Below are 18563 nucleotides of genomic sequence, written 5' to 3'. Positions count from 1 at the left end.
GGCCCACGCGCCTGCGTCAGAACTTGATCGATGCCGTACCCGGCCGGGCAGGACACCGGTAGCTCGGTCTCCTCGCACGATCGTCGGCGCACTCACGCATCAAGCCGGTTGAGGGCCGGGCCGGTTCGCGGGAGCCGACGGTGGGTGCCCGGCTCCCGAGAGCTCCCGGCCGGGGTGGTCGGCCCACCACTGCCGAAGCCGCGTGACGGGAGCGGGCCACAGCCCGGCGACCGAGCCGCTGAGCTGCCCCAGTGCCGACACGGTCCCCCAATGACAGGCTGTGCAGGCGAAGCAGCCGCGGCACGGCGTGGCGGTGTCGGTCGTCAATGCCTCACGATCGGATGGTGACCAGCTTCTGACCGTTGCCTGCGAGGATCTCGAAGTGCTCGATGGCTCCCGGGGACATGGCAACCGCCCCTGGGATCATGATGCCGGGAGGGTACGCGCCTGCCCGCCGGCTGGCGCCGTCCGTCCTGGCGCCGCCGAGCCCCACCGCCTGCAGCCGGCAGGTGATTCCGGCGGGCGCGCCCTTGGCGGAGACCTGCAGGACGCCGCCCCAGGCGGAGGGTGGACCTTCACCGAGGCGGAGACGCCGGTGGCGGGACCGCTTCCGGAGAACGTGCGCCAGGCAGTCGGCGCGGTCGGCCCGGGCGACGTCGCCTGACTGCCCACGGATCCGACAGCCGCACACCACGGTCATGGCTCGATCCCCGCTCCTGGAGTGCCGGCCGCAGGACGTTCAGGGCGTGGTACGTCCGTGACTTCACGGTGCCCGACGGGATGCTCAGCGCCCGTGCGGCTTCCACCATGGTCCGGCCCCGGTAGTGGGTTTCCAGCAACACCGCGCTGTGGTCCGGAGACAGCGTCCGGACGGCGTCGGCAACCGCCCAGCTCTGTAGTGCCTGCTTGATCTCGTCCTCGCCCGGTGTCTGCTCGGCGGCTCGCTCCAGCGCTTCGCCGCCGGCCTCGGCGGGCCTGGCCTGCCGAGGCCGGCGGGGGCGTCGATGACCAGATGTCGGGTGACCGTACACAGCCATGCCCGGGCCGCGCCGCGTGCGGGATCGAACGCGGGGGATGCCGCCAAACCCGCGGCAGCGTCTGCTGCACCACATCCTCCGCCCATGGACCGACCTGCTGAGGTCGGGCGCAGCACGTAGTGGAACCGGGGCCCTGCGTGCTCCGCGCACACAGCGCGCAGCAGTTCCTCATCCGCGGCCGAAAGGGCCCCTTCACCGGAGACACGGCCCGCGGAGCGATCCGGACCGGTCTTTGGATCACCTTTCCGGAACCCCGCGAGATGAGTTGATCATTATGTATTGCGCCGCTCTGTCCTGTAACGGACGGCGAGGCACAGGTAACACTCTGCGTAGTGCCGCGGGAGGTGCGTCGGCGGCTGGTCTCACGACATCACCGGGACCATCCGTGCACAGCGCCCGGGCAGGCCGACCGATCTGCGGCGATGCCAAGAAGTCCCACAAAAGCGCATATATGCCGAACCGTATGACCCTCGCTGTCCGTGGAGCCGGGCAGAAGCCGACTTGCACGCAGTTCCTCATCGATTCCCCACATGCCGAAGGACGGATCAGAGGTGACCGAAACACACCATGCGACGCATGCGCTCCTGGCACCGGCCACGCTCGCCGTGCCCCCGCGCTTCGAAGTCGCCGCCACCGCGCGGCCCCGGCCCGTACTCGGCGCACACCACGGCGACGGCTCTGCGCGGCGATGGAGGCGTGCAGCGATCGAGAGAGGCCATGAACACGGCATCCACCACACATCCCTGCGGTTGCCTGCGCCCCCTGTCGGCGCAGTCCCCGTCACCGCCTGATCAGTGAGGAACCGGCGCCATGCATCTGAACTTCCGCACACCAGGCCGGCGATCACGCGCTGCGGCCGGACTGGCCGTCGCCACCATCGCCACCGCCGGCGCGCTGGGGCTCCTCAGCTCATGCGGTCAGTCGTCGCATCCCTCGTCCTCCGGAGCCGGGGCCATCACGCCCGGTCCGGGTCAGCACCAGACCCCCGGGATGCCCGGTGCCACGGGGCCGGGGAACGCGGCGGGCTCCCCTCCCGGCGCCTCGCCGATGCCCAGCATGAGCATGCCCACGAGTCACTCGAGCAAGGGCGCGCCGGCCGCGCCGGTGACCGGGAACGCCGTTGCAATCAAGAACTTCGCATTCTCTCCGGCCACGCTGAAGGTGAAGGTGGGCACGACGGTGACCTGGACCAACCAGGACACCGACGCCCATACCGTCACCAGTGCCGGAACGGGCGGCCCGTTGCATTCCGCCGCCCTGGCCACCCACGCCACCTACAGCTACACGTTCACCAAGCCCGGCACCTACGCCTACCTCTGCACCATCCATCCGTTCATGACCGCCACCGTGGAGGTGACCTGATGACCGACTACTACGACCGTCACGACGGAGCGCCGGACGACGACGCCGGTCAGCCCGGTACGGAACACGGTATGACCCGGCGTCAACTTCTCCGGCACGCCGGATGGTTCGGCGGCGCCGTGGTGCTGACCGTGGCCAGTGGAGAGGTGATCAGCCACATCGCCGACTCCCGGGACACCAACGCCGGGGCCGCTGTCGGTGCAGCCGCCGCGGGAAGCGACGTGCTGCGGTTCGTGCAGGTCTCCGACAGCCATATCGGGTTCCAGGGCCCGGCGAACATGGACGTGGCCGGCTCATTCACCGAAGCGATCGACCAGGTCAACTCGCTCGGATTCAGGCCCGACTTCGTCATGCACAGCGGCGACCTGACCCACCTGTCCACGGCCGGACAGTTCGACCAGGTCAAGCAGATGATGACCGGAATGAGGACAGAGCGTGTCTTCACCGTTCCGGGCGAGCACGACTCCATCGGCGATGCGGGCCGCGCCTACCGGCGGACCTTCGGCATGGGTACGCTCGGCGACGGCTGGTACAGCTTCGACACCCACGGCGTGCACTTCATCGCCCTGGTCAACACCCTGAGCCTGGAGAAGCTCGGCCACCTCGGCAATGACCAGATCGACTTCGTTCGCAAGGACGTCGCCGGACTGCCGTCGGACACCCCCATCGTGGTCTTCAGCCACATCCCGCTGTTCGCCATGTACCCGCAGTGGGGCTGGAGCACCGACGACGCCCTCAAGGTCATCGCCCTCCTGCGCCGCTTTTCCTCTGTCACCTGTCTCAACGGGCACGTCCACCAGCTGTTCACCAAGACAGAGGGCAACATCACCTTCCACTCCGCCACCACCACCGCCTACCCCCTGCCCAAACCGGGCCGTGCCCCTGCCCCCACCCCGCAGGTCGTTCCCGCCCGACAGCTCAAAGAAGCACTTGGCATCCGCAGCGTCGGCTACCGCCAGGGCGACCGCGAACTGGCCATCAAGGATCAGAGGCTGGCATGAACACCCGAAGACTCCCCATCCCGGCCTTGCGGTGGGCGACCGCCGCAACCCTCGCCGCCGGCGGATACATCCACGCCCAGCTCTACGTCGACGAGTACCGCTTCATCCACATCATCGGCCCCCTGTTCCTCCTCCAGGCCGGCGCGTCCTTCGCCCTCGCTGCCCTGCTGCTGTTGGGTACACCACCCCTGCTGCTGAGGGCCGCCGCGGCAGGCGTCGCGCTCGGGGCCCTCGGCGGCTTCACCGCCTCGCGCACCGTAGGCGTGTTCGGATTCACCGAGCGCGGTCTGCAGCCCGCACCACAGGCCGTCCTCAGTCTCCTCGCCGAAACCGGAACGCTGCTGCTCCTCGCGATCTGGCAGATGACGGTGGCCACACAACACCGCGCTGCCCGACCACCCGTCAGACCACCGATCCCGAACCGGGCCACCACCCGCACACCATTCGACTGAGCCACCACGGCGAAGCCCGCCGTCTACGACACCTGCCACTCTTCCCGGAACCAAGAGGTATCTCCCATGCACCTGGAACCACGCCCAGGAATCGCCTGGCCGAGGCCGCACCTTCGCGAACTGAGGGACGCTGTGCGCATCCTGCTCGGCCTGGACGACGACACCGCCGTCGTGATCCGCCAATTCAGCTGTGGTGAACTCGGTTACCCACCGCTGGAAACCGTCGTCGAGGTGCTGCCCATGGACGGCGGGCTCCACCGCTGGACACTCCACCGCCCAGCCGACGAGATCACCGAGCACGACCTGGCCTCCGCTTTTCAGTCGGCTCCGGCTGAGCTGGGTTGACGGCGTTGGTGACGTCCTGCTGGCCGTACGCGGTCGCGGGGCATGCCGAGGGCCCGACGCGGAGAGGTCGGGCCCTCCAAGGGTTTTCGGTCGTGGCTGGGCAGGGACGGTCGTACTGGCTCAGGTGGCGGGCCCGGGCAGGCTCCGTAGTCGGGTGAATGCGGCCGCCAGGTCGTGGCGCCAGGGCCAGGTGGCGGCGATCCGCAGGTGCAGGCGGTGGGCGCCGTGGTTGAGGCGGGCGGCAAAGTGCGGGAGTCGGTAGCGGAGACTCTTCGGCTCGGCGATGGCCAACTTGCCCTTGAGCAGGCGCGTTTTGGTCCAGGAAAGGAGGTAGGTGGCTGCCAGGGCAAGCGCGGGAGCAGCCGACCAGGCTCCTGCACGCCATGGCCGAAGGCCACGCCGTCCTTCGTCCCCCTCTCGCCAGCCATGTCATTGACGTCGGATTTTCCAACGGTGGCTTGACCTGCGGCGGAGCACAGCCGAGGAACGGGCATTGGCCCAGCCTGTGATGGTCACCAAAGTCGGTCGGGTGACTGCCGGGTCGGCCATGGGCCATGCACGAGTGAGGTTTCCGGCCTCGTCGTGAGCGCGAGGCGGGCACGAGGCCCGTCCCCTTCTCCACGACTTTGCTCCCGGCGCCCGTATGCGGGCCCCATTCCAGCGGATCACAAGACCGGAGACACACCACTGATGTCCTATGACCAGCGGTACCCGCATGAACCCGAGCCGCCGGTGGCCGGTGTCCAGTTGAACCACACCGCCATCTACGCAAGCGACCGGCGCCTGTCTGCCGAGTTCATCGCCGCGATCCTGGGCCTGAAGGTCGGCCCCCCGTTTGGGCCGTTCCTGCCCGTCGACGTCGGCAACGGCGTGACGCTCGACTACTGCGAGAAGAGGGACGAGCCGATGCTACGAGAAGAGGGACGAGCCGATCCAGCCACGGCACTACGGCCTTCCTGGTGCCCGACGAGCAGTTCGACGCCATGATCGCCCGCCTGGAGGTGGTCGGGGTCACCTACTACGCCGACCCCAGCCACACCGAAGCCGGCCAGATCAACCGTCTATTCGGTGGCCGTGGCGCCTACTTCGACGACCCGGACGGCCACAACATGGAAATCATGACTCGGCCTTACGTCCGCCCCTAGTTCCGGTTGGCGGTCTGGTCCTTCTTCTCGGGGATGACCGCCTTGGTGTGGTGTTTGCGCAGGTGGGTCCGGTTGCCGCGGGACGAGTAAGCCTTGTCCCCGGCGACCGCGTCCGGCCGGGGGCGGGGACGGGCCGACGGGGCCGCGGGCCCGGATCGTCTCGGCACGGGTTCTCCTTCTCGGCCGCGGCCTTCTCCAGGGCGGTGACAACGTCCTGGTCCACCTGCATCCCGGCCGCGTCGTGGTGAGCACGCGCGGTCGTGGAGTCGACGCCGACCAGGAACAGGTCCACCTCCCCCCGCTTCGCGGCTTCCGCGATCACGCCCTCCCGCAGGGCGGCGAATACGCCCGCGTCACGCCACTGCCGGAAGCGCTTGTGAACGGTCGACCAGGCGCCGAAGCCACCCGGCATCTCCCGCTACTGCCCGTCGGTCATGAACCGCTACATCACGCCCCCGAACTGCTGCCGCAGCCGCCCGGGACAGGGGCCGTGCCGAGGCCTCACGCCGAAATGGTGAGAAGCTTCTGGCCGCTGCCGGCGTAGATGTCGAAGTGACTGATCGCTCCTGGCGACATGGGTACCGTCCCGGAAATCCTGGCGCCGCCCGGGTACTCGCCGGCCTGCCAGGTGGCGGCGGTCGCTGTGGCGCCCGTGACCCCGACCGCTTGCAACCTGCACGTGATCCCCGGGGGCGCTCCCTTGGCCGAGACGTGCAGGTCACTGCCCCAGGCGGCGGGCGAGACCTGCACCGAGGCGGTCACGCCTGTGGTGGGGTCGGTTCCGGAGAATGTGCGGACCGGGGCCGGTGACGTCGGTGCGGGCTGCGCCACCTGGCCGCTGGTGGCCGCGATGGTAGCCAGCCACGTGCCTCCCGACGCTGCCCCCGCGATGAGCGTCGTGGCCGTGGCGACCCCAACCAGCTGCCTCCGCCAGACGGTACGACGTCGGGACGCGGCCTGCTGGAGCAACCGGTCGAGCCGGCTTCCTTCGGTTCGCCGCGGGACGCCCGGTACGGCAGCGGCCGCAGGCTGCGGCTGCGCGCTTGCGGCGGCCCGCCGTACGAGCCGATCGGCCAGTTCCTTGCCTGCGGGCGCGGCCTCGGCCTCGGCCACGCTGACCGTCGCGAGCAGCGCGGGCAGTCCCGCCAGTTCGGCATGCTCGGCGCGGCACTCGCCGCATTCCGCGAGGTGGGCGCGCACCTCCTCCGTCTCCGCAGGGGACAGCGCGCCCAGCACGTACCCGCCCAGGGACAGCCGGATGGCGTCACGGTCGCCATTCATGGTCTGCACCTCCTCCACGCCGCTGTCACGGCTCGATACCCCGTTCCTGCAGCGCCAGCCGCAGAGCCTTCAAGGCGTAGTACGTCCGCGACTTCACGGTGCCTACCGGAAGGTCGAGCACCTCCGCGGCCTCGACCATCGTCCGGCCCCTGTAGTACGTCTCCAGCAGCACGGCTCGGTGTTCCGGGGACAGGGTCCGGAGGGCGTCGGCCACCGCCCAGCTTTGCAATGCCTGCTCGATCTCGTCTTCCCCGGCCGTCCGGTCCGCGACCCGTTCCAGCGCCTCGCCATCGACCTCGGTCGGCCTGGCCTGGCGGGCCCGGTGGGCGTCGACGACCAGATGCCGGGCAACCGTACACAGCCATGCCCGGGCCGGACCGCGTTCGGGGTCGAACGCCTCGGGGTGCTGCCAGGCCCGCAGCAGTGTCTCCTGCACCACATCCTCGGCCCATTGCCAGTCTCCCGAGGTCAATCGCAGGACGAAGTGGAACAGCGGCCCGGCGTGCTCGGCGTACAGCGTGCGGAGCAGTTCCTGGTCCGCGTGGGAAATGGTCCCCCTCTCAGAGACACGGTTCCCGGAGCCATCCGGCTCACTCGTTGGACCGCGCTTCGGAAGACTCCACGGCATAAGACAATCATCGCATATTGCGTAAATATTTAAAATCTTACAAAAGTCGCTTATGTGCTGAAACGTGAGGACACCGGCATCCGTGGAACCCGATAAGCACTGATCCCCGGGATCCCCCTCCCGTCCCCCAAGGAGTGAGCCGAGATGACCGAGAGGATTCCGCCGCCGTTCCGGGCCTCCCGCACCCTGCGGCCCATGCACACGCGGCGCGACCTCGTGCTGCGGTTCCACGACGCGCTCCGCGAGCACGGCGGATTTGCTGCCCGCGCCCTGTCGGGCCCCCTTGTCATCACGTACAGCGGCTACGCCGTCGCAACCGACGCGCCGGCATCCGGTTACCGGCGCACGCCACGCCCGTCGTGCTCGGCTACGCCGTCGGCATGCCGCTCAGTCGGGCGGCCTGATCTTCGCCACTGCGGGCACGCCGGGGCAGGCTGCTCAGCGCCCGCGGCGGATCACCGCCTTCCTTTTCCGCCGGTTCCGGCAGTGCCTCGAGCGTCCCGGCGATGCCCTGCATGAGCATGCAGGCAAGCTCTCCGGCCGCAAAGGCACCGGTGACCGGGACCGCGGTGACGACCCGGAACTTCGCGTTCGCGCCGGCCGGCCTGAAGGTCAAGACGAATACGACGGCGACCTGGACCAACAAGGACACCGACACCCACACCGCAACCAACTCCGGATCGGGCGGGCCCTTGCACTCAGCACCACCTCCCTTCATGGCCGCGACCGTGGAGGTGACCTCATGAACCAGTGCCAGGACAGGCAAGGCGAGTCGCTGGATGCCGCCCTCGATCAGCCAGCGGAACGTGGCATGACAAAGCGTCAATTCACCAGGTGCACCGGGCGACGTCACTTTCTACGCCACCACCACCGTGTACTCTCGCCGGGAGCGGTTACATCCATGCCCGGCTCTACCTGGGCGGGTATCGCTGCATCCACGTCGTCGGCGCCCTGGTCCTGTTCCAGGCGAGCGCCACGTTCGCGGTCGCCGCCCTGATGCTGTCCGCGGCGCCGGTGCTGCGCGGGCCGCGGCTGCCGGTGTGGTGCTCGGTGCTCTCGCCGGGTTCGCGGCCTCCCGCACGATCGGTGTGTTCGGGTTCACCGAACACGGTCTGCAGCCCGCCCCCAGGCCTGCTTCGCGTTGGAGTCCGGAACTGTGCTCCTTGTTGCAGTCTGGCAGGCAGCCACGACGGCCCGTCGTCCCAGAGCCCCAACGTCCCGTAGATCCAGCGAAGGGCCCCTCGCCCGTCGAGGCTGAGGGCCTGTCAGGAGTACCAATGAAAGAGCTGTTCACCGCGAAGTGGAGCCACGTCACGCGCACAGTGCCCGATGCGGGGCAGTGCCGACTCGGCGTACCGTCCGTGCCGCAACGCCTCGGCGACCTGGTGGTGACTCAGGTCACCAAGGTCGGGGCCCACGAGCATCTGGAGGACGCACACGGCCGCAGACTGAAGCTCCACAGGGGCGACCTACTGGTGGGCGCTTGCGGCAACCGCTATGCAACCGACGTCTACGAGGGCTACCACCGGCAGGGCCCGAAGGCGCACCTGCTTACCGCAGGCGGGGTGATCGGCGTCGCCGTCTCCTGGCACACCGGCTGCCCGCCGCCGACCGAGCTCGATGTCCTCGGACCACTGACGGATGGCCACGGGCGTCCCTTGTCACTGGAGCACTTCGCACGGCCGCGGCCGCCGTCCAAGCCGCAGTCGCAGCCGCCCCCGCAACCGCCGACGGTAGCGGTCGTCGGCTCGTCGATGAACTCGGGGAAGACCACCACAGCGGCCGGGTTGATCAGCGGCTGGACGCGCGCAGGCCTGGTCGCCGGAGCGGCGAAGGTCACCGGCTCCGGCAGTGGCAAGGACCGCTGGGCCTACATCGACGCCGGTGCCCGGCATGTCGTGGACTTCCTCGACTTCGGGATGTCCTCGACCTTCGGCTATCCGCCCGAACGGCTGCTGAGGACCATGGGGGCGATGCGTGACGCGCTCGGCCGCGACGGTGCCGAAGCGATCGTGCTGGAGATCGCCGACGGCCTGCTGCAGGAGGAGACGCGCCGACTGGTCGGTCAACTGCCGGCCATCTGCCGTGGGGCGGTACTCGCGGTGGGTGATGCGCTCGCCGCACGCGCCGGGGTCGATCTGCTTGCTGCGGTCGCGGTGCCGGTGCTGACGGTCAGCGGGCTGATCACGGCAAGCCCGCTGGCGTCCCGGGAGGCGGAGGCGGCCACCGGTCTGCCGGTGCTCTCGCCCAGCCAGCTGGCCGGCGGCGCGGCTGTGGACCTGCTCGCCGAGAGGATTCCCGCGACATGATGAGGGTCACCGCCTATCTGACGGATCACCATATCGATTCGGACCGTCCTGCCGGACCGGGACAGCTGGCCGAAGTCGATCTCGACGCCACCGTGGCCGGACCGGCCGAGCTGAGGTTGGCCGGACTGACGGTACGGGACGAGCGCGGCGGCGACCTGTTCCGTGCTGTCGGTGAGCACGCGTACCTCTTCGACCCGGCGGCGGGCGGCGGTCCGCTTGCCGGACCGGAGGACCAGTACCAGGCCCGCGGCTTCGGGGTGACCAACACCGCGTACCACGCTGCTCGCGTCCTGAACCTCGCCGCGCGGCTGCTCGACCGGCCGCTGCCGCACCTGGTGATCCGGATCGGCCCGCACTCCGTACCGGGCCGGGGCTGGGGCGGAGGGCACTACCGGCTGCCCGGCAAGGCATCACCGCCGGAGTCCGACCCGCCGGCCCGGTCGGGCGAGATCCATCTGGGCACCGGTCGCAGCTTCATCGAGCGTCCTGATCCCGGGTGTTCCCGCTACTTCCACGCGCCCGCCCACAACCCGGCGATCATCTGCCACGAGGTCGGCCACCACATCTGCCACCACACCGCCGACTTCCGGGCGAACCGGCTGCGCTCGCCGCTCGACCAGCACAACGGCAAGGTCGCCCTCGACGAGGGTACGGCTGATTTCCTCACCGCCGTCCTCCTCGGCACCCCTGACATCTACGGCTGGCACCGTGGCCGCATCCCACCGTGGGACCCGCGTCGCCGACGGCTCGACGCTCGCTGGACCACCGCCTGCCTGTGCCCGGGCAGCGGCCGGGCACACACCAACGGCACCGTATGGGGGTCCGCCTTGTGGACCGCGCACGAGCGCGTACGACAGGCCGACGGTACCGGCATCGTCGGCACCCTGCTCACCGCGATGACCCGATTCGGCAGCCGCGGGGCCGATGTGGCCGAGGAAGAGCAACGGCGGAACCGATTCTCCGAGTTGTTGCGCGAGCTGCTCGTCGCCGATCCGGCCATCGCCCCGGTCGTTGCCGGCGCGATGGCCGACCACGGCATCCTCCCCTACGGCCGCAACCGGGAGCTGCGGCGGCAGATGCAGGCCCGAGCCGGATCACCGGACGCGCAGACCCCGGCGCACGGGACGTCGGAGGCCGGACAGTGGCCGGGGACGGCGGCGGTCCGGCCGTGACCGGCACCAGGGGCGTACGGCGCGCGGACCAGCGACAGGTCCTGTGGCGGTTCCGCGGCTACGGCCTGCCGTACCTGGGCACGCTCTGCCTCGGCCTGGGCCTGCGGATCTGCGAGATGGCCGCCGACCTCGCCGCGCCGTGGCCGATCGCGGCCGTGGTCGACCGGGTCCTCGGCATGGCCTCTGCGCACAACCCGCTCGCCCACCTGATCGGCATCTTCGGCGCCGGAAAAGCAACGATGCTCGCCACCGCGGCCGGGGCGGTCATACTGATCGCCGCCGTCTCCGGCGTATTCGACTACGTCGGCGACCGAGTGATGAACGGCGTCGGCGAACGAATGAGCGTGGCGATCCGCACGGACGCCTACGGCCATCTGCAGCGGCTACCGATGAGCTATCACGACCGGCAGGCTGTTGGCGAGTCGACCAGCCGGATCATCACCGACTGTGCCCGCATCAAGGACAGCCTCGTCGCCCTGTTCGCGACGCTCTTCCCCGCCATGCTCTCGGTCGGCAGCTTCGCCATCGCACTCCTGTGGCTGGACTGGCGGTTCGGCCTGATCGGCATCGCCTGTATCCCGCTCGTCTACGTGATCGGGGCACGCAACCGCAGGCTCGGCCACCAGACGGCACGCCGTGAACGCGAGGCCGAGGGCCGGCTTGCCGCACAGGTCACCGAAACCCTGCACGGCATCCGCACGGTGCACTCCTTCGGCCGCCAGGACCTGCACGACCACCACTTCGCGGTGGAGAGCGAGAGCGCGCTACAGGCCGGGCTGGCAACGACCCGGGTACAGGCGCTCCGGGTGCCATTGCTGGAGCTGGCGACAGCCGGCGGCACCGCGCTGCTGGTGTGGATCGGCGGAACGGGGGTGCTGAACCACTGGTGGAGCGTCGGCCAGCTGGTGGTCGCGATCAGCTACCTCAACAGCATGGTCTCGCCGATCAAGTCGCTCTCCCGTCTGTCCGTGACCTTCGCCCAGGGCCAGGCCTCCGGCGAGCGCATCCTGGCCATCCTGGACGAGCCGCGCACCCCGGCGCGGAGCGAGGCCGGGCTGCCCGTTCGAACGGCCGGGCGGATCGACTTCCGGCGTGTGTCGATGGCCTACGGGCCCCGGCAGGCGCTGCGCGACCTGGACCTGACCGTCCTGCCCGGCGAACGCGTCGCGCTGACCGGCCCGAACGGCGCCGGCAAATCCACCTCACTCGCTCTGATCGCGGGCCTGTATCCGCCCACCCTCGGTTCGGTGGCGATCGACGGCCGTGCGACCACCGAACTCCCGGAGTCGTGGCTGCACCGGCAGGTCTCGGTCGTACTCCAGGACACCTACCTGTTCCCCGGCACCCTGGCCGAGAACATCCGCTACGCGCGACCGGACGCTGACGACGCCGATGTGGCCATGGCGGCCCGGGCCGCGCTCGTCACCGACTTCGCGCAGCACCTTCCGGACGGTCTCGCCACCCGGATCGGTGACCGCGGGACCGGCCTGTCGGGTGGCCAGCGCCAGCGGGTGGGGATCGCCCGCGCGCTGCTCGCCGACGCGCCCATCGTCCTGCTGGACGAACCGACGTCCGGCCTGGACGCGGACGCCGAGCGGCTGGTGATCGGCGCTCTGCGGCGGCTGGTCGCCGGCCGCACGGTGGTCATGACCACACACCGCCCAGCGCTGCTGGACATGGCGACCCGTACGGTCCGGCTCACTGCGACACCGCCCACGTCAGGAGGTCGGGACGAGGTCCCGCGCCGGACGGCCGTCCGCGTCTACGGCTAGGGTCGAGGCATCGGCGGCACCCCCGGCGCCGTACCCGATGTGAGCTGCTCAGTCCGTGCATCACAGGACCGGGACGCGTCGGACCGACAGGCGATCGCCGCTCCGGCGCTCATGACCCCGCAGGTGCGGGCGTCGGCTGACAGCGCAGCATGTCTTCGGTCGGCTCGAATTGCAGCGTCCGCCTTCGGAATTCGAGCGCCGCGTCGGGCCGGGTGTTGCTATTGCTGCCGTTACCGCTCAAGTGGCAGCACTTACAGCCGCCTGCTGTCCAGTACGGACACCCCTTGTTTCGGTGAATGGAATCTGTCCAGGTCACCTACGGCTCTACGAACATGGCCTTCCTTCACCCGGGTCGGTGTGGCTCTCTCATCGGCCGTCCGGCCCAACCGCTCTCCTCGATTCGCGTACCTGCCGGGTGCGCCGACTGCGCCCGGCAAGGAGCCTTCGACGTACTGGCGGGATCGAACCGCAACGGCTGGAGAACCTGTTGAGAAGCCCTCGCCTCGTGTCCGCCAAAGTGGCCGCTGACGCCATGCGGGTGTCGGCGCACAGCGGTTGCTCCGGCGGCGGACGTACGACGATCGGCACGAGTCCGCCGCCCGCAACGACGGCGGTCGCGTCGGCCCGCACCGATCATTGCCTCGCACCCCGGCTGTCGGCCCGCACTGGGATTCCCGGCGTCGAGCTCGGCACCACGTCGTGTGCCGTCGGGATCCGGGGCGGCAGGATCGCGGGCGGCACAATCGAGAGCGGGGGCGGCTGATCACGTGGGCGGTCTCACTTCCCCTGCCAACCACCGAAGGCGCTGTGGCGTCCTGTGGATGCTCCTGCCCGTGGCGGTTACGGTCGGCCTCTACTGGTGCGGCCGGGTACACACCGCCAACTACGAGACCAGCCTCTTCGGGCAACGCGGCAGCGATACCAGAATGCTCAAGGCCCAACTCGGCTCCGCACTCCTTGGCCTGGCGCTGATTCAGCTATTTCTCGCCTTTTGGATGTATGGCCGCCTGCCCACGCTGCGATCCGCACCACACCGTGTCCACACCACGCATCGGCTGATCGGACTGACCGCCTTCCTCCTCTCCCTCCCCATCGCTCGGCACTGCATCACCGCCTACGGTGTCCAGCTGACCGACACCCGCCTGGCGCTGCACTCGCTCACCGGCTGCTTCCTCTACGGGGCCTTCGTCGCCAAGGTGATCGTGGTCCGTCACCGCCGCTGGCCCGGTTGGGCGCTCCCCCTGGCTGGCGGCATCCTCGTCACCGCGATCGCCCTGGTCTGGTACGCCGCCGCCTTCTGGCACCTGAACGGCTTCCAGGCACCCGGCCTGTGAGAATCAGATTGCTGGGCTGCGCAGGCAGCACGCCTCGGTGATCATGGTGGCTGTACGTCAAGGAACCTGCGCGAGAGGCTGTTGTGGAGCACGCGATCGAGTGTCTGCTCCTCCGCGCTGGAGGCCCGGTTCACCTTACGCCGGAATGGTAAGGAGCTTTTGGCCGTTGGCCGCGTATATGTCGAAGTGGCCGATGGATCCGGGGGGCATAGGTGCTGTCCCGGAAATCGTGTTGCTATCTGAGTAACCGCCGGCCTGCCAGGTGGCGGCGGTCGCTGCGACACCCGTGACCGCGACCGCTTGCAGCCTGCACGTGGTCCCGGGGGGCGCTCCCTCAGCCGTGACCTGCAAGGTGCTGCCCCAGGCGGCGGGTGAGAGCTTCACCGAGGCGGACACGCCGGTGGCGGGGTCGCTTGCCGACAAGGTGCGGACCGGGGCCGGCGAAGTCGTTCCCGGCTGCGCCACTTCACTGCCGGCGGAGCCCACGATCGCCAGCAACGTGCCGCTGGAGGCGGCCGCGGCCATGAGCGTCAAGACGGCCGCGACACTGACCAGCCGCCGCCGACGGGTCGTGCGACGTCGGGCCGTGGTCTGTTGGAGCAGTTGCTCCAACAGACCGGGCTCGGGCACCTGCGGGCTGGACGGCTCGGCGGGTGGATCAGTCAGCTGTGGGCTGGGACGGGCGCGGTGCGCGGCCCGTCGCAGCAACCGGTCCACCCGGTCCTCGCTGGGCGCGGGCGCGGTCTGACCCGAGGCCTCGGCCTCGGTGATCGACGCGAGCAGGGCGGGCAGCCCCGCCAGTTTGGCGTACTCAGCCCGGCACTCGGTGCATTCCGCGAGGTGGGCGCACACCCGATCCGACTCTGCGGGCGACAGCGTCTCCAGCACGTATGCGCCCAATGACAGCCGGATGGCGTCGCGGTCCGCATTCATACTGTCCACCTCCTTCATGCCGCCGTCGCGATGCCCATGGGGACGCCGAGCGCTGTGCGGCTTTGACCGTCGTCCGGCCCCGATAGACGTCTCCAGCAGCAGGACGCAGGTGGTCTGGGGGAGTGGTGTCCGCAGGGCGTCGGCCATCACAGTTCGGTTGTCTGTTCCAGGGTCTGCCCGCACCAGCATCTCCTGCGCGGCGTCCGCGGCCCGTTGCCTGATTGCTGATGTCACCTTCCTCATCTGTCTGCACGGGACACATTTCCCTCATAAGAGACACGGCTCCCGCAACGATTCGGATCAGCCATTGAAACCCATTTTGCAAAGGGCTTCCCTTGTCACTCCGCGTGAGTCGCTGTGCAGCGGCGATGAATACAAGACGCGGTACCAGGGTTACGTTTCGACGCGCGCGGCTACGAGACGTAAGAACCTCGATACGGGTGTGACCCACAAAGCGTGGACCCGGCTTCTCGCCGCCGAGAAGACCGCGATCGAGTAAGTCGAGGCAGAGCAAGTCAGACCCGGATGCGGATGATCCCGGGGACCTGCTGGTCGTGTTGCACGCCCGTCCGATCCGAAGACGCTGTTCGGCGACTTGGGGTGTCGGCGTTGCACAGCCGCATGTCGCTCATGAGGCGCTGTGGCCGAAGTGAGGAGGCTCGAGGGAGATGCCTCCCCTGACATTGCGTGACCGAGGCGAGCGTTTTTTGCCGCTCCGCCGCCACCGCGCGAGCCGGTCATGGTGCCGCGTGCCGAGGAGTGGGTCTGCGTGCGGCCCGCCGGCGAAGGGATCTCGCAAAAGGTGCGCATCCGTCGAACCGTGCGGCGTTCACCGCCCGTGGAAATTGAACAAGCGCTACCAGCCACGGGATCACCCCACGCACCGACCGCAGGGGAGCGAGCTGAGATGACCGACAGGCTCCACTCGCAGCAAGCACCCGTGACGTCCGCGACGCTCACACCGACCATGCACGTGGAAGCCTCCGCCACCGAACGCCCGGCCCGTACGCGGCGCGAACATCACGCACTTCGGTTGTACGAGGCGCTCGGGGAACACAGCGGCTTCACCGCCCGCCTCCACTCGGGCACGCTTGTCATCGCCCGCGACGGCTACGTCGCGACCGGCGCCGACCGCGTTCGGCTCCTGGCAGATACCACGTACGGCATGTTCGGTTACGCCCTCGACATGCTGCTCACCCGGCGCCCCCGCATGCGGGCGATCGGCGCTCGGGAACACGAGGGCCGCATCGACCTGGAAGTCGTGGAGATGCACTACTCGCCCGGGAACCGCACAGAACACCCGCCGGATGCTCGACCGCAGCGCGAGGCACGATCCGCGCCCGCCCGTCCCGGGCACCACCGAGCCCACCTGAATCTTTGGACGCAGCGCGGAGATGCGCCGGGTTCGAGCGCGCGCCGCCGGGCCGAAAGGGTGATGTCGTGAGCGTGTTCCTGCCGGGGATCGGTGCCGCCTGCTGCCTCGGCGTCGGCTTCGTCCTCCAGCAGCGACAGGCCCAGCGGGCGCCCCTTTCTGACTCTCTCTTCTTCCGGTTGCTGCTCGGCCTGATGCGTTGTCCGCAATGGCTGGTCGGCATGGCCGCGATGATCGCGGGCATGGCGCTGAGCACCATCGCCCTTGCCAACGGCGAGGTGTCGCTGGTCGAACCGCTCACCGCGACCAACCTGCTCTTCGCGATGGCGCTGTCCCGCTGGCTCACCGGCCAGCCGCTCGGCTGGAACGGCTGGGGTGGGGTGCTGCTGCTGGCGCTGGGCGTGACGGGGTTCCTCGTCGCCGGACAGCCGTCGGAGGGCGGGCACCTGGCCGGGCCGCTGCGCCACTGGATACTCTTCGGCATCGTCGTCGGACTGGCCGGGCTGCTCGTCACGCTCGCCCAGCACCTCCGGCCGACGCTCCAGGCGGCCGTGCTGGCCTGCGCCGCCGGACTCCTGTACGGGTTGCAAGACTCCCTCACCCGCATCTCGAGCCGGATCGTCAGCAGGCACGGGATCGCAGTGCTGTTCGCGCACTGGCAGCCCTACGTGGTCGCGTGCCTCGGCGTGACCGGCCTGGTGCTCGTCCAGACAGCATTCCAGACCGCGCCGCTGCGCTCCTCGCTGCCCGCGCTCACCGCTGCGCAGCCGCTGGCCGGGATCGCCAGCGGGGTCGGCATCATCGGCGACCGGCTCCAGGCCACGCCGAGCGCGCTCACCGTGCAGATCGTCGGACTCGTGGCGATCGTGATCGGCATCGTGCTGATCGGCCGCCACCCCTGTGTGGCTCCAGAAGTCCCGCACGGGCGCTGAGCTGCGTGTGCGCCGAGTCCTGGCTGATTCACCGTCAGGCACTGCAGTACTCGTGGATGAGTTCGCCAAGGGGGTCATGGCGCTGGAGCTGCTGTGCCGGGAAGGCGGGGGGTGCTCGGTAACCCGCTCGATTGAGGAGAGGAGGGGGCCACGCCCCAGACCCGCGAACTCTTCAGCACCATGACCACCAAGCCCTGGCTCGGCTGGCAGCTACCCGCGACCGAAACCCTGGTTGCCGTGATCCTTGTCGCCGTCGCCACGGTGGCGGGTGCCTGGCTGGCCCGGCGTGGATCCGGTCGTTCGGCCATGCTGCTCGCTGCGGCTTCCGGGATTTTGCTGATCATCGCTGTTCTCGATCTTCTGCCCGACGCGTGGGAGGGGGCACATGGGGCTGGTGTGCCACTGTGGGCGGTGCCGGTCACCGCGCTCGCCTCGTATGCGGCTGTCGGCGTCGTGGTCCGTATTCGCTGCCCGTGCGAGCTGGGCCGCGCCGGTGGCATCGGCGCGGCATCCGGGCTCGCCCTGCACCGGTTCCTGGAGGGGGCGACTCTGGCGCTGACCGCCTCTTTTGTCGTGGTGTCGGCGCTGCTGGTGCATGCCGCGAGCGAAGGCCTGGCACTCGCCGCCCTGCTGGGGGCTCAACTGCGCCGGCGAGTGGCGCCCTGGATCGAGCTGGCCTGCCTGAGTCCGGCCGCGGGCGCTTTGATGGCCAGTGCGCTGCCCATCCCGATCGGTCTCATGCCGCTGCTGCTGGCATTCGTTGCCGGGGTACTCGCGCAGGGAGCGTGGGTGGCCCTCAGGCTCGCCCGTCAGCAACATCCTCGGGAGCGGCGATTCCTTGGAGTGCCAGCAACCATCGCGATGACTCGCGCGGCCCTCCTCACGGCGCTCGTCATCCTTGTCGGTGCCGTCGGCCACTGAAGCTGACATTGCCCCGGCGGCGAGTGGGGGCGGGCACGGCTATGCGGGGGGCCTGCGGGGCGTTCACCTCAATCTCCGCCGCGAGGAAGCCAAAGCCAGCGTCCGGATCTTTCTCGGGGCGCGCCCGACGGCTCCCGGGAGCTGATCGCTCTCACCGTCGGCTCCCGCGAACCGGGCCGGTCCTCAGCCGCACTTGATGCGTGAGAGCGCCGACGAGGCGTACGCCGCCCTCCGGGCGGCCGGTGACGGCGCCCTTCATCTCAGGAGGGCCTGGCCAAGGTGTTCCCCCTCTCGTGAGCAGAGGTACGGGGTTCACCAGAGGGCCGACGTCCTCGACTCTCCTCTCTTGCGAAATCCGTGCAGCCCGGAGCAAAGAAGGGGATCCAGGGCATCTGCACGCCGAGGGCCGCCGCGAGCGGGCCGGGCACGGGCAGGGACGTTCGCCCAGCTCAACGGCGCGACGGCCCCTCAGGGCCGCCAAGAGGACCACGGACGTGAGGACCGCGTTGCCGGTGTCCTGCCGGCCGGGTACCGCATCGATCAAGTTCTGACAGAGGCGAGTGAGGT

Annotated in this window: 18 protein-coding genes and 1 pseudogene; 13 read left to right on the top strand and 6 right to left on the bottom strand. The window is 69.5% G+C overall.

Annotation, left to right across the window (positions count from 1 at the left end; translation table 11 throughout):
- The first annotated feature begins 280 nt into the window (after positions 1-280).
- Positions 281-664, top strand: a complete 384-nt coding sequence (locus ACFYZJ_RS39155; protein ID WP_388577121.1) for a hypothetical protein — start codon at positions 281-283, stop codon at positions 662-664.
- Here the strand turns inward: ACFYZJ_RS39155 and ACFYZJ_RS39150 are convergent.
- On the bottom strand, positions 576-1037 hold the full coding sequence (locus tag ACFYZJ_RS39150; protein WP_388577119.1) for a sigma factor-like helix-turn-helix DNA-binding protein: 462 nt from the start codon (positions 1035-1037) through the stop codon (positions 576-578). The two genes, ACFYZJ_RS39155 and ACFYZJ_RS39150, sit on opposite strands and share 89 nt — an antisense overlap.
- 1056 nt (positions 1038-2093) lie before the next feature.
- On the opposite strand from ACFYZJ_RS39150, the gene ACFYZJ_RS39145 reads away from it, so the two are divergent.
- The 5 genes and pseudogenes from ACFYZJ_RS39145 (at position 2094) to ACFYZJ_RS39125 (ending at position 5342) form a co-directional block, all read left to right on the top strand.
- Entirely contained in the window at positions 2094-2399 is a 306-nt protein-coding gene (locus ACFYZJ_RS39145) for a plastocyanin/azurin family copper-binding protein (protein WP_388577116.1), read from the top strand.
- Positions 2399-3400: a metallophosphoesterase family protein gene (locus tag ACFYZJ_RS39140; RefSeq protein WP_388577114.1), complete on the top strand. Its 1002-nt coding sequence runs from the start codon at positions 2399-2401 to the stop codon at positions 3398-3400. Before ACFYZJ_RS39145 ends, ACFYZJ_RS39140 begins: the two co-directional genes overlap by 1 nt.
- Positions 3397-3852: a hypothetical protein gene (locus ACFYZJ_RS39135; RefSeq protein WP_388577111.1), complete on the top strand. Its 456-nt coding sequence runs from the start codon at positions 3397-3399 to the stop codon at positions 3850-3852. The genes ACFYZJ_RS39140 and ACFYZJ_RS39135 overlap by 4 nt, the downstream gene beginning before the upstream one ends.
- A gap of 132 nt (positions 3853-3984) precedes the next feature.
- A complete protein-coding gene (locus ACFYZJ_RS39130) occupies positions 3985-4197 on the top strand; it encodes a hypothetical protein (RefSeq protein WP_228626747.1) in 213 nt (70 codons plus the stop codon).
- Positions 4198-4887: 690 nt separating this feature from the next.
- Positions 4888-5342: pseudogene (locus ACFYZJ_RS39125) on the top strand (VOC family protein).
- Here the strand turns inward: ACFYZJ_RS39125 and ACFYZJ_RS39120 are convergent.
- The 4 genes from ACFYZJ_RS39120 to ACFYZJ_RS39105 form a co-directional block, all read right to left on the bottom strand.
- Positions 5339-5509 carry a hypothetical protein gene (locus ACFYZJ_RS39120; protein WP_388577108.1) on the bottom strand — a complete coding sequence of 57 codons (171 nt, stop codon included), beginning with the start codon at positions 5507-5509 and terminating at the stop codon, positions 5339-5341. The pseudogene ACFYZJ_RS39125 and the gene ACFYZJ_RS39120 sit on opposite strands and share 4 nt — an antisense overlap.
- Before the next feature lie 334 nt (positions 5510-5843).
- A complete protein-coding gene (locus ACFYZJ_RS39115) occupies positions 5844-6623 on the bottom strand; it encodes an anti-sigma factor family protein (RefSeq protein WP_388577106.1) in 780 nt (259 codons plus the stop codon).
- Positions 6624-6648: 25 nt separating this feature from the next.
- A complete protein-coding gene (locus tag ACFYZJ_RS39110; protein ID WP_388577103.1) occupies positions 6649-7251 on the bottom strand; it encodes a sigma-70 family RNA polymerase sigma factor in 603 nt (200 codons plus the stop codon).
- A 367-nt stretch (positions 7252-7618) separates the two neighbouring features.
- Positions 7619-8104 (bottom strand): hypothetical protein, encoded by a 486-nt coding sequence (locus ACFYZJ_RS39105; RefSeq protein ID WP_388577100.1) that lies wholly within the window; start codon positions 8102-8104, stop codon positions 7619-7621.
- A gap of 424 nt (positions 8105-8528) precedes the next feature.
- Here ACFYZJ_RS39105 and ACFYZJ_RS39100 point away from each other — a divergent pair, with 424 nt between their 5' ends.
- The 4 genes from ACFYZJ_RS39100 to ACFYZJ_RS39085 all read left to right on the top strand — a co-directional run bounded on the left by ACFYZJ_RS39100 (position 8529) and on the right by ACFYZJ_RS39085 (position 13838).
- A complete protein-coding gene (locus ACFYZJ_RS39100) occupies positions 8529-9560 on the top strand; it encodes a DUF1611 domain-containing protein (protein WP_388577098.1) in 1032 nt (343 codons plus the stop codon).
- A complete protein-coding gene (locus ACFYZJ_RS39095; protein WP_388577096.1) occupies positions 9557-10732 on the top strand; it encodes a hypothetical protein in 1176 nt (391 codons plus the stop codon). Before ACFYZJ_RS39100 ends, ACFYZJ_RS39095 begins: the two co-directional genes overlap by 4 nt.
- Positions 10729-12504 carry an ABC transporter ATP-binding protein gene (locus tag ACFYZJ_RS39090; RefSeq protein ID WP_388577093.1) on the top strand — a complete coding sequence of 592 codons (1776 nt, stop codon included), beginning with the start codon at positions 10729-10731 and terminating at the stop codon, positions 12502-12504. Before ACFYZJ_RS39095 ends, ACFYZJ_RS39090 begins: the two co-directional genes overlap by 4 nt.
- Positions 12505-13325: 821 nt before the next feature.
- On the top strand, positions 13326-13838 hold the full coding sequence (locus tag ACFYZJ_RS39085; protein ID WP_388577090.1) for a DUF6529 family protein: 513 nt from the start codon (positions 13326-13328) through the stop codon (positions 13836-13838).
- 135 nt (positions 13839-13973) lie between these two features.
- Here the strand turns inward: ACFYZJ_RS39085 and ACFYZJ_RS39080 are convergent, their stop codons facing one another.
- Complete coding sequence (locus ACFYZJ_RS39080; protein WP_388577087.1) at positions 13974-14771, bottom strand: anti-sigma factor family protein; 798 nt, start codon at positions 14769-14771, stop codon at positions 13974-13976.
- 907 nt (positions 14772-15678) lie between these two features.
- Between ACFYZJ_RS39080 and ACFYZJ_RS39075 the strand changes: the two genes are divergently transcribed.
- From ACFYZJ_RS39075 to ACFYZJ_RS39065, 3 genes are all read left to right on the top strand, one after another.
- Positions 15679-16215, top strand: a complete 537-nt coding sequence (locus ACFYZJ_RS39075) for a hypothetical protein (RefSeq protein WP_388577084.1) — start codon at positions 15679-15681, stop codon at positions 16213-16215.
- The gene (locus tag ACFYZJ_RS39070) at positions 16212-17075 is read left to right on the top strand and encodes a DMT family transporter (RefSeq protein WP_388577081.1); all 864 of its coding nucleotides are present in this window, start codon (positions 16212-16214) and stop codon (positions 17073-17075) included. Before ACFYZJ_RS39075 ends, ACFYZJ_RS39070 begins: the two co-directional genes overlap by 4 nt.
- A gap of 180 nt (positions 17076-17255) precedes the next feature.
- Positions 17256-17996 carry a hypothetical protein gene (locus tag ACFYZJ_RS39065; RefSeq protein ID WP_388577078.1) on the top strand — a complete coding sequence of 247 codons (741 nt, stop codon included), beginning with the start codon at positions 17256-17258 and terminating at the stop codon, positions 17994-17996.
- The last annotated feature ends 567 nt before the right edge of the window (positions 17997-18563 follow it).

It is taken from the genome of Streptomyces sp. NPDC001848 (assembly GCF_042891915.1).
GTDB lineage: Bacteria > Actinomycetota > Actinomycetes > Streptomycetales > Streptomycetaceae > Streptomyces.
This window is presented reverse-complemented; position numbering and strand designations above follow the sequence as displayed.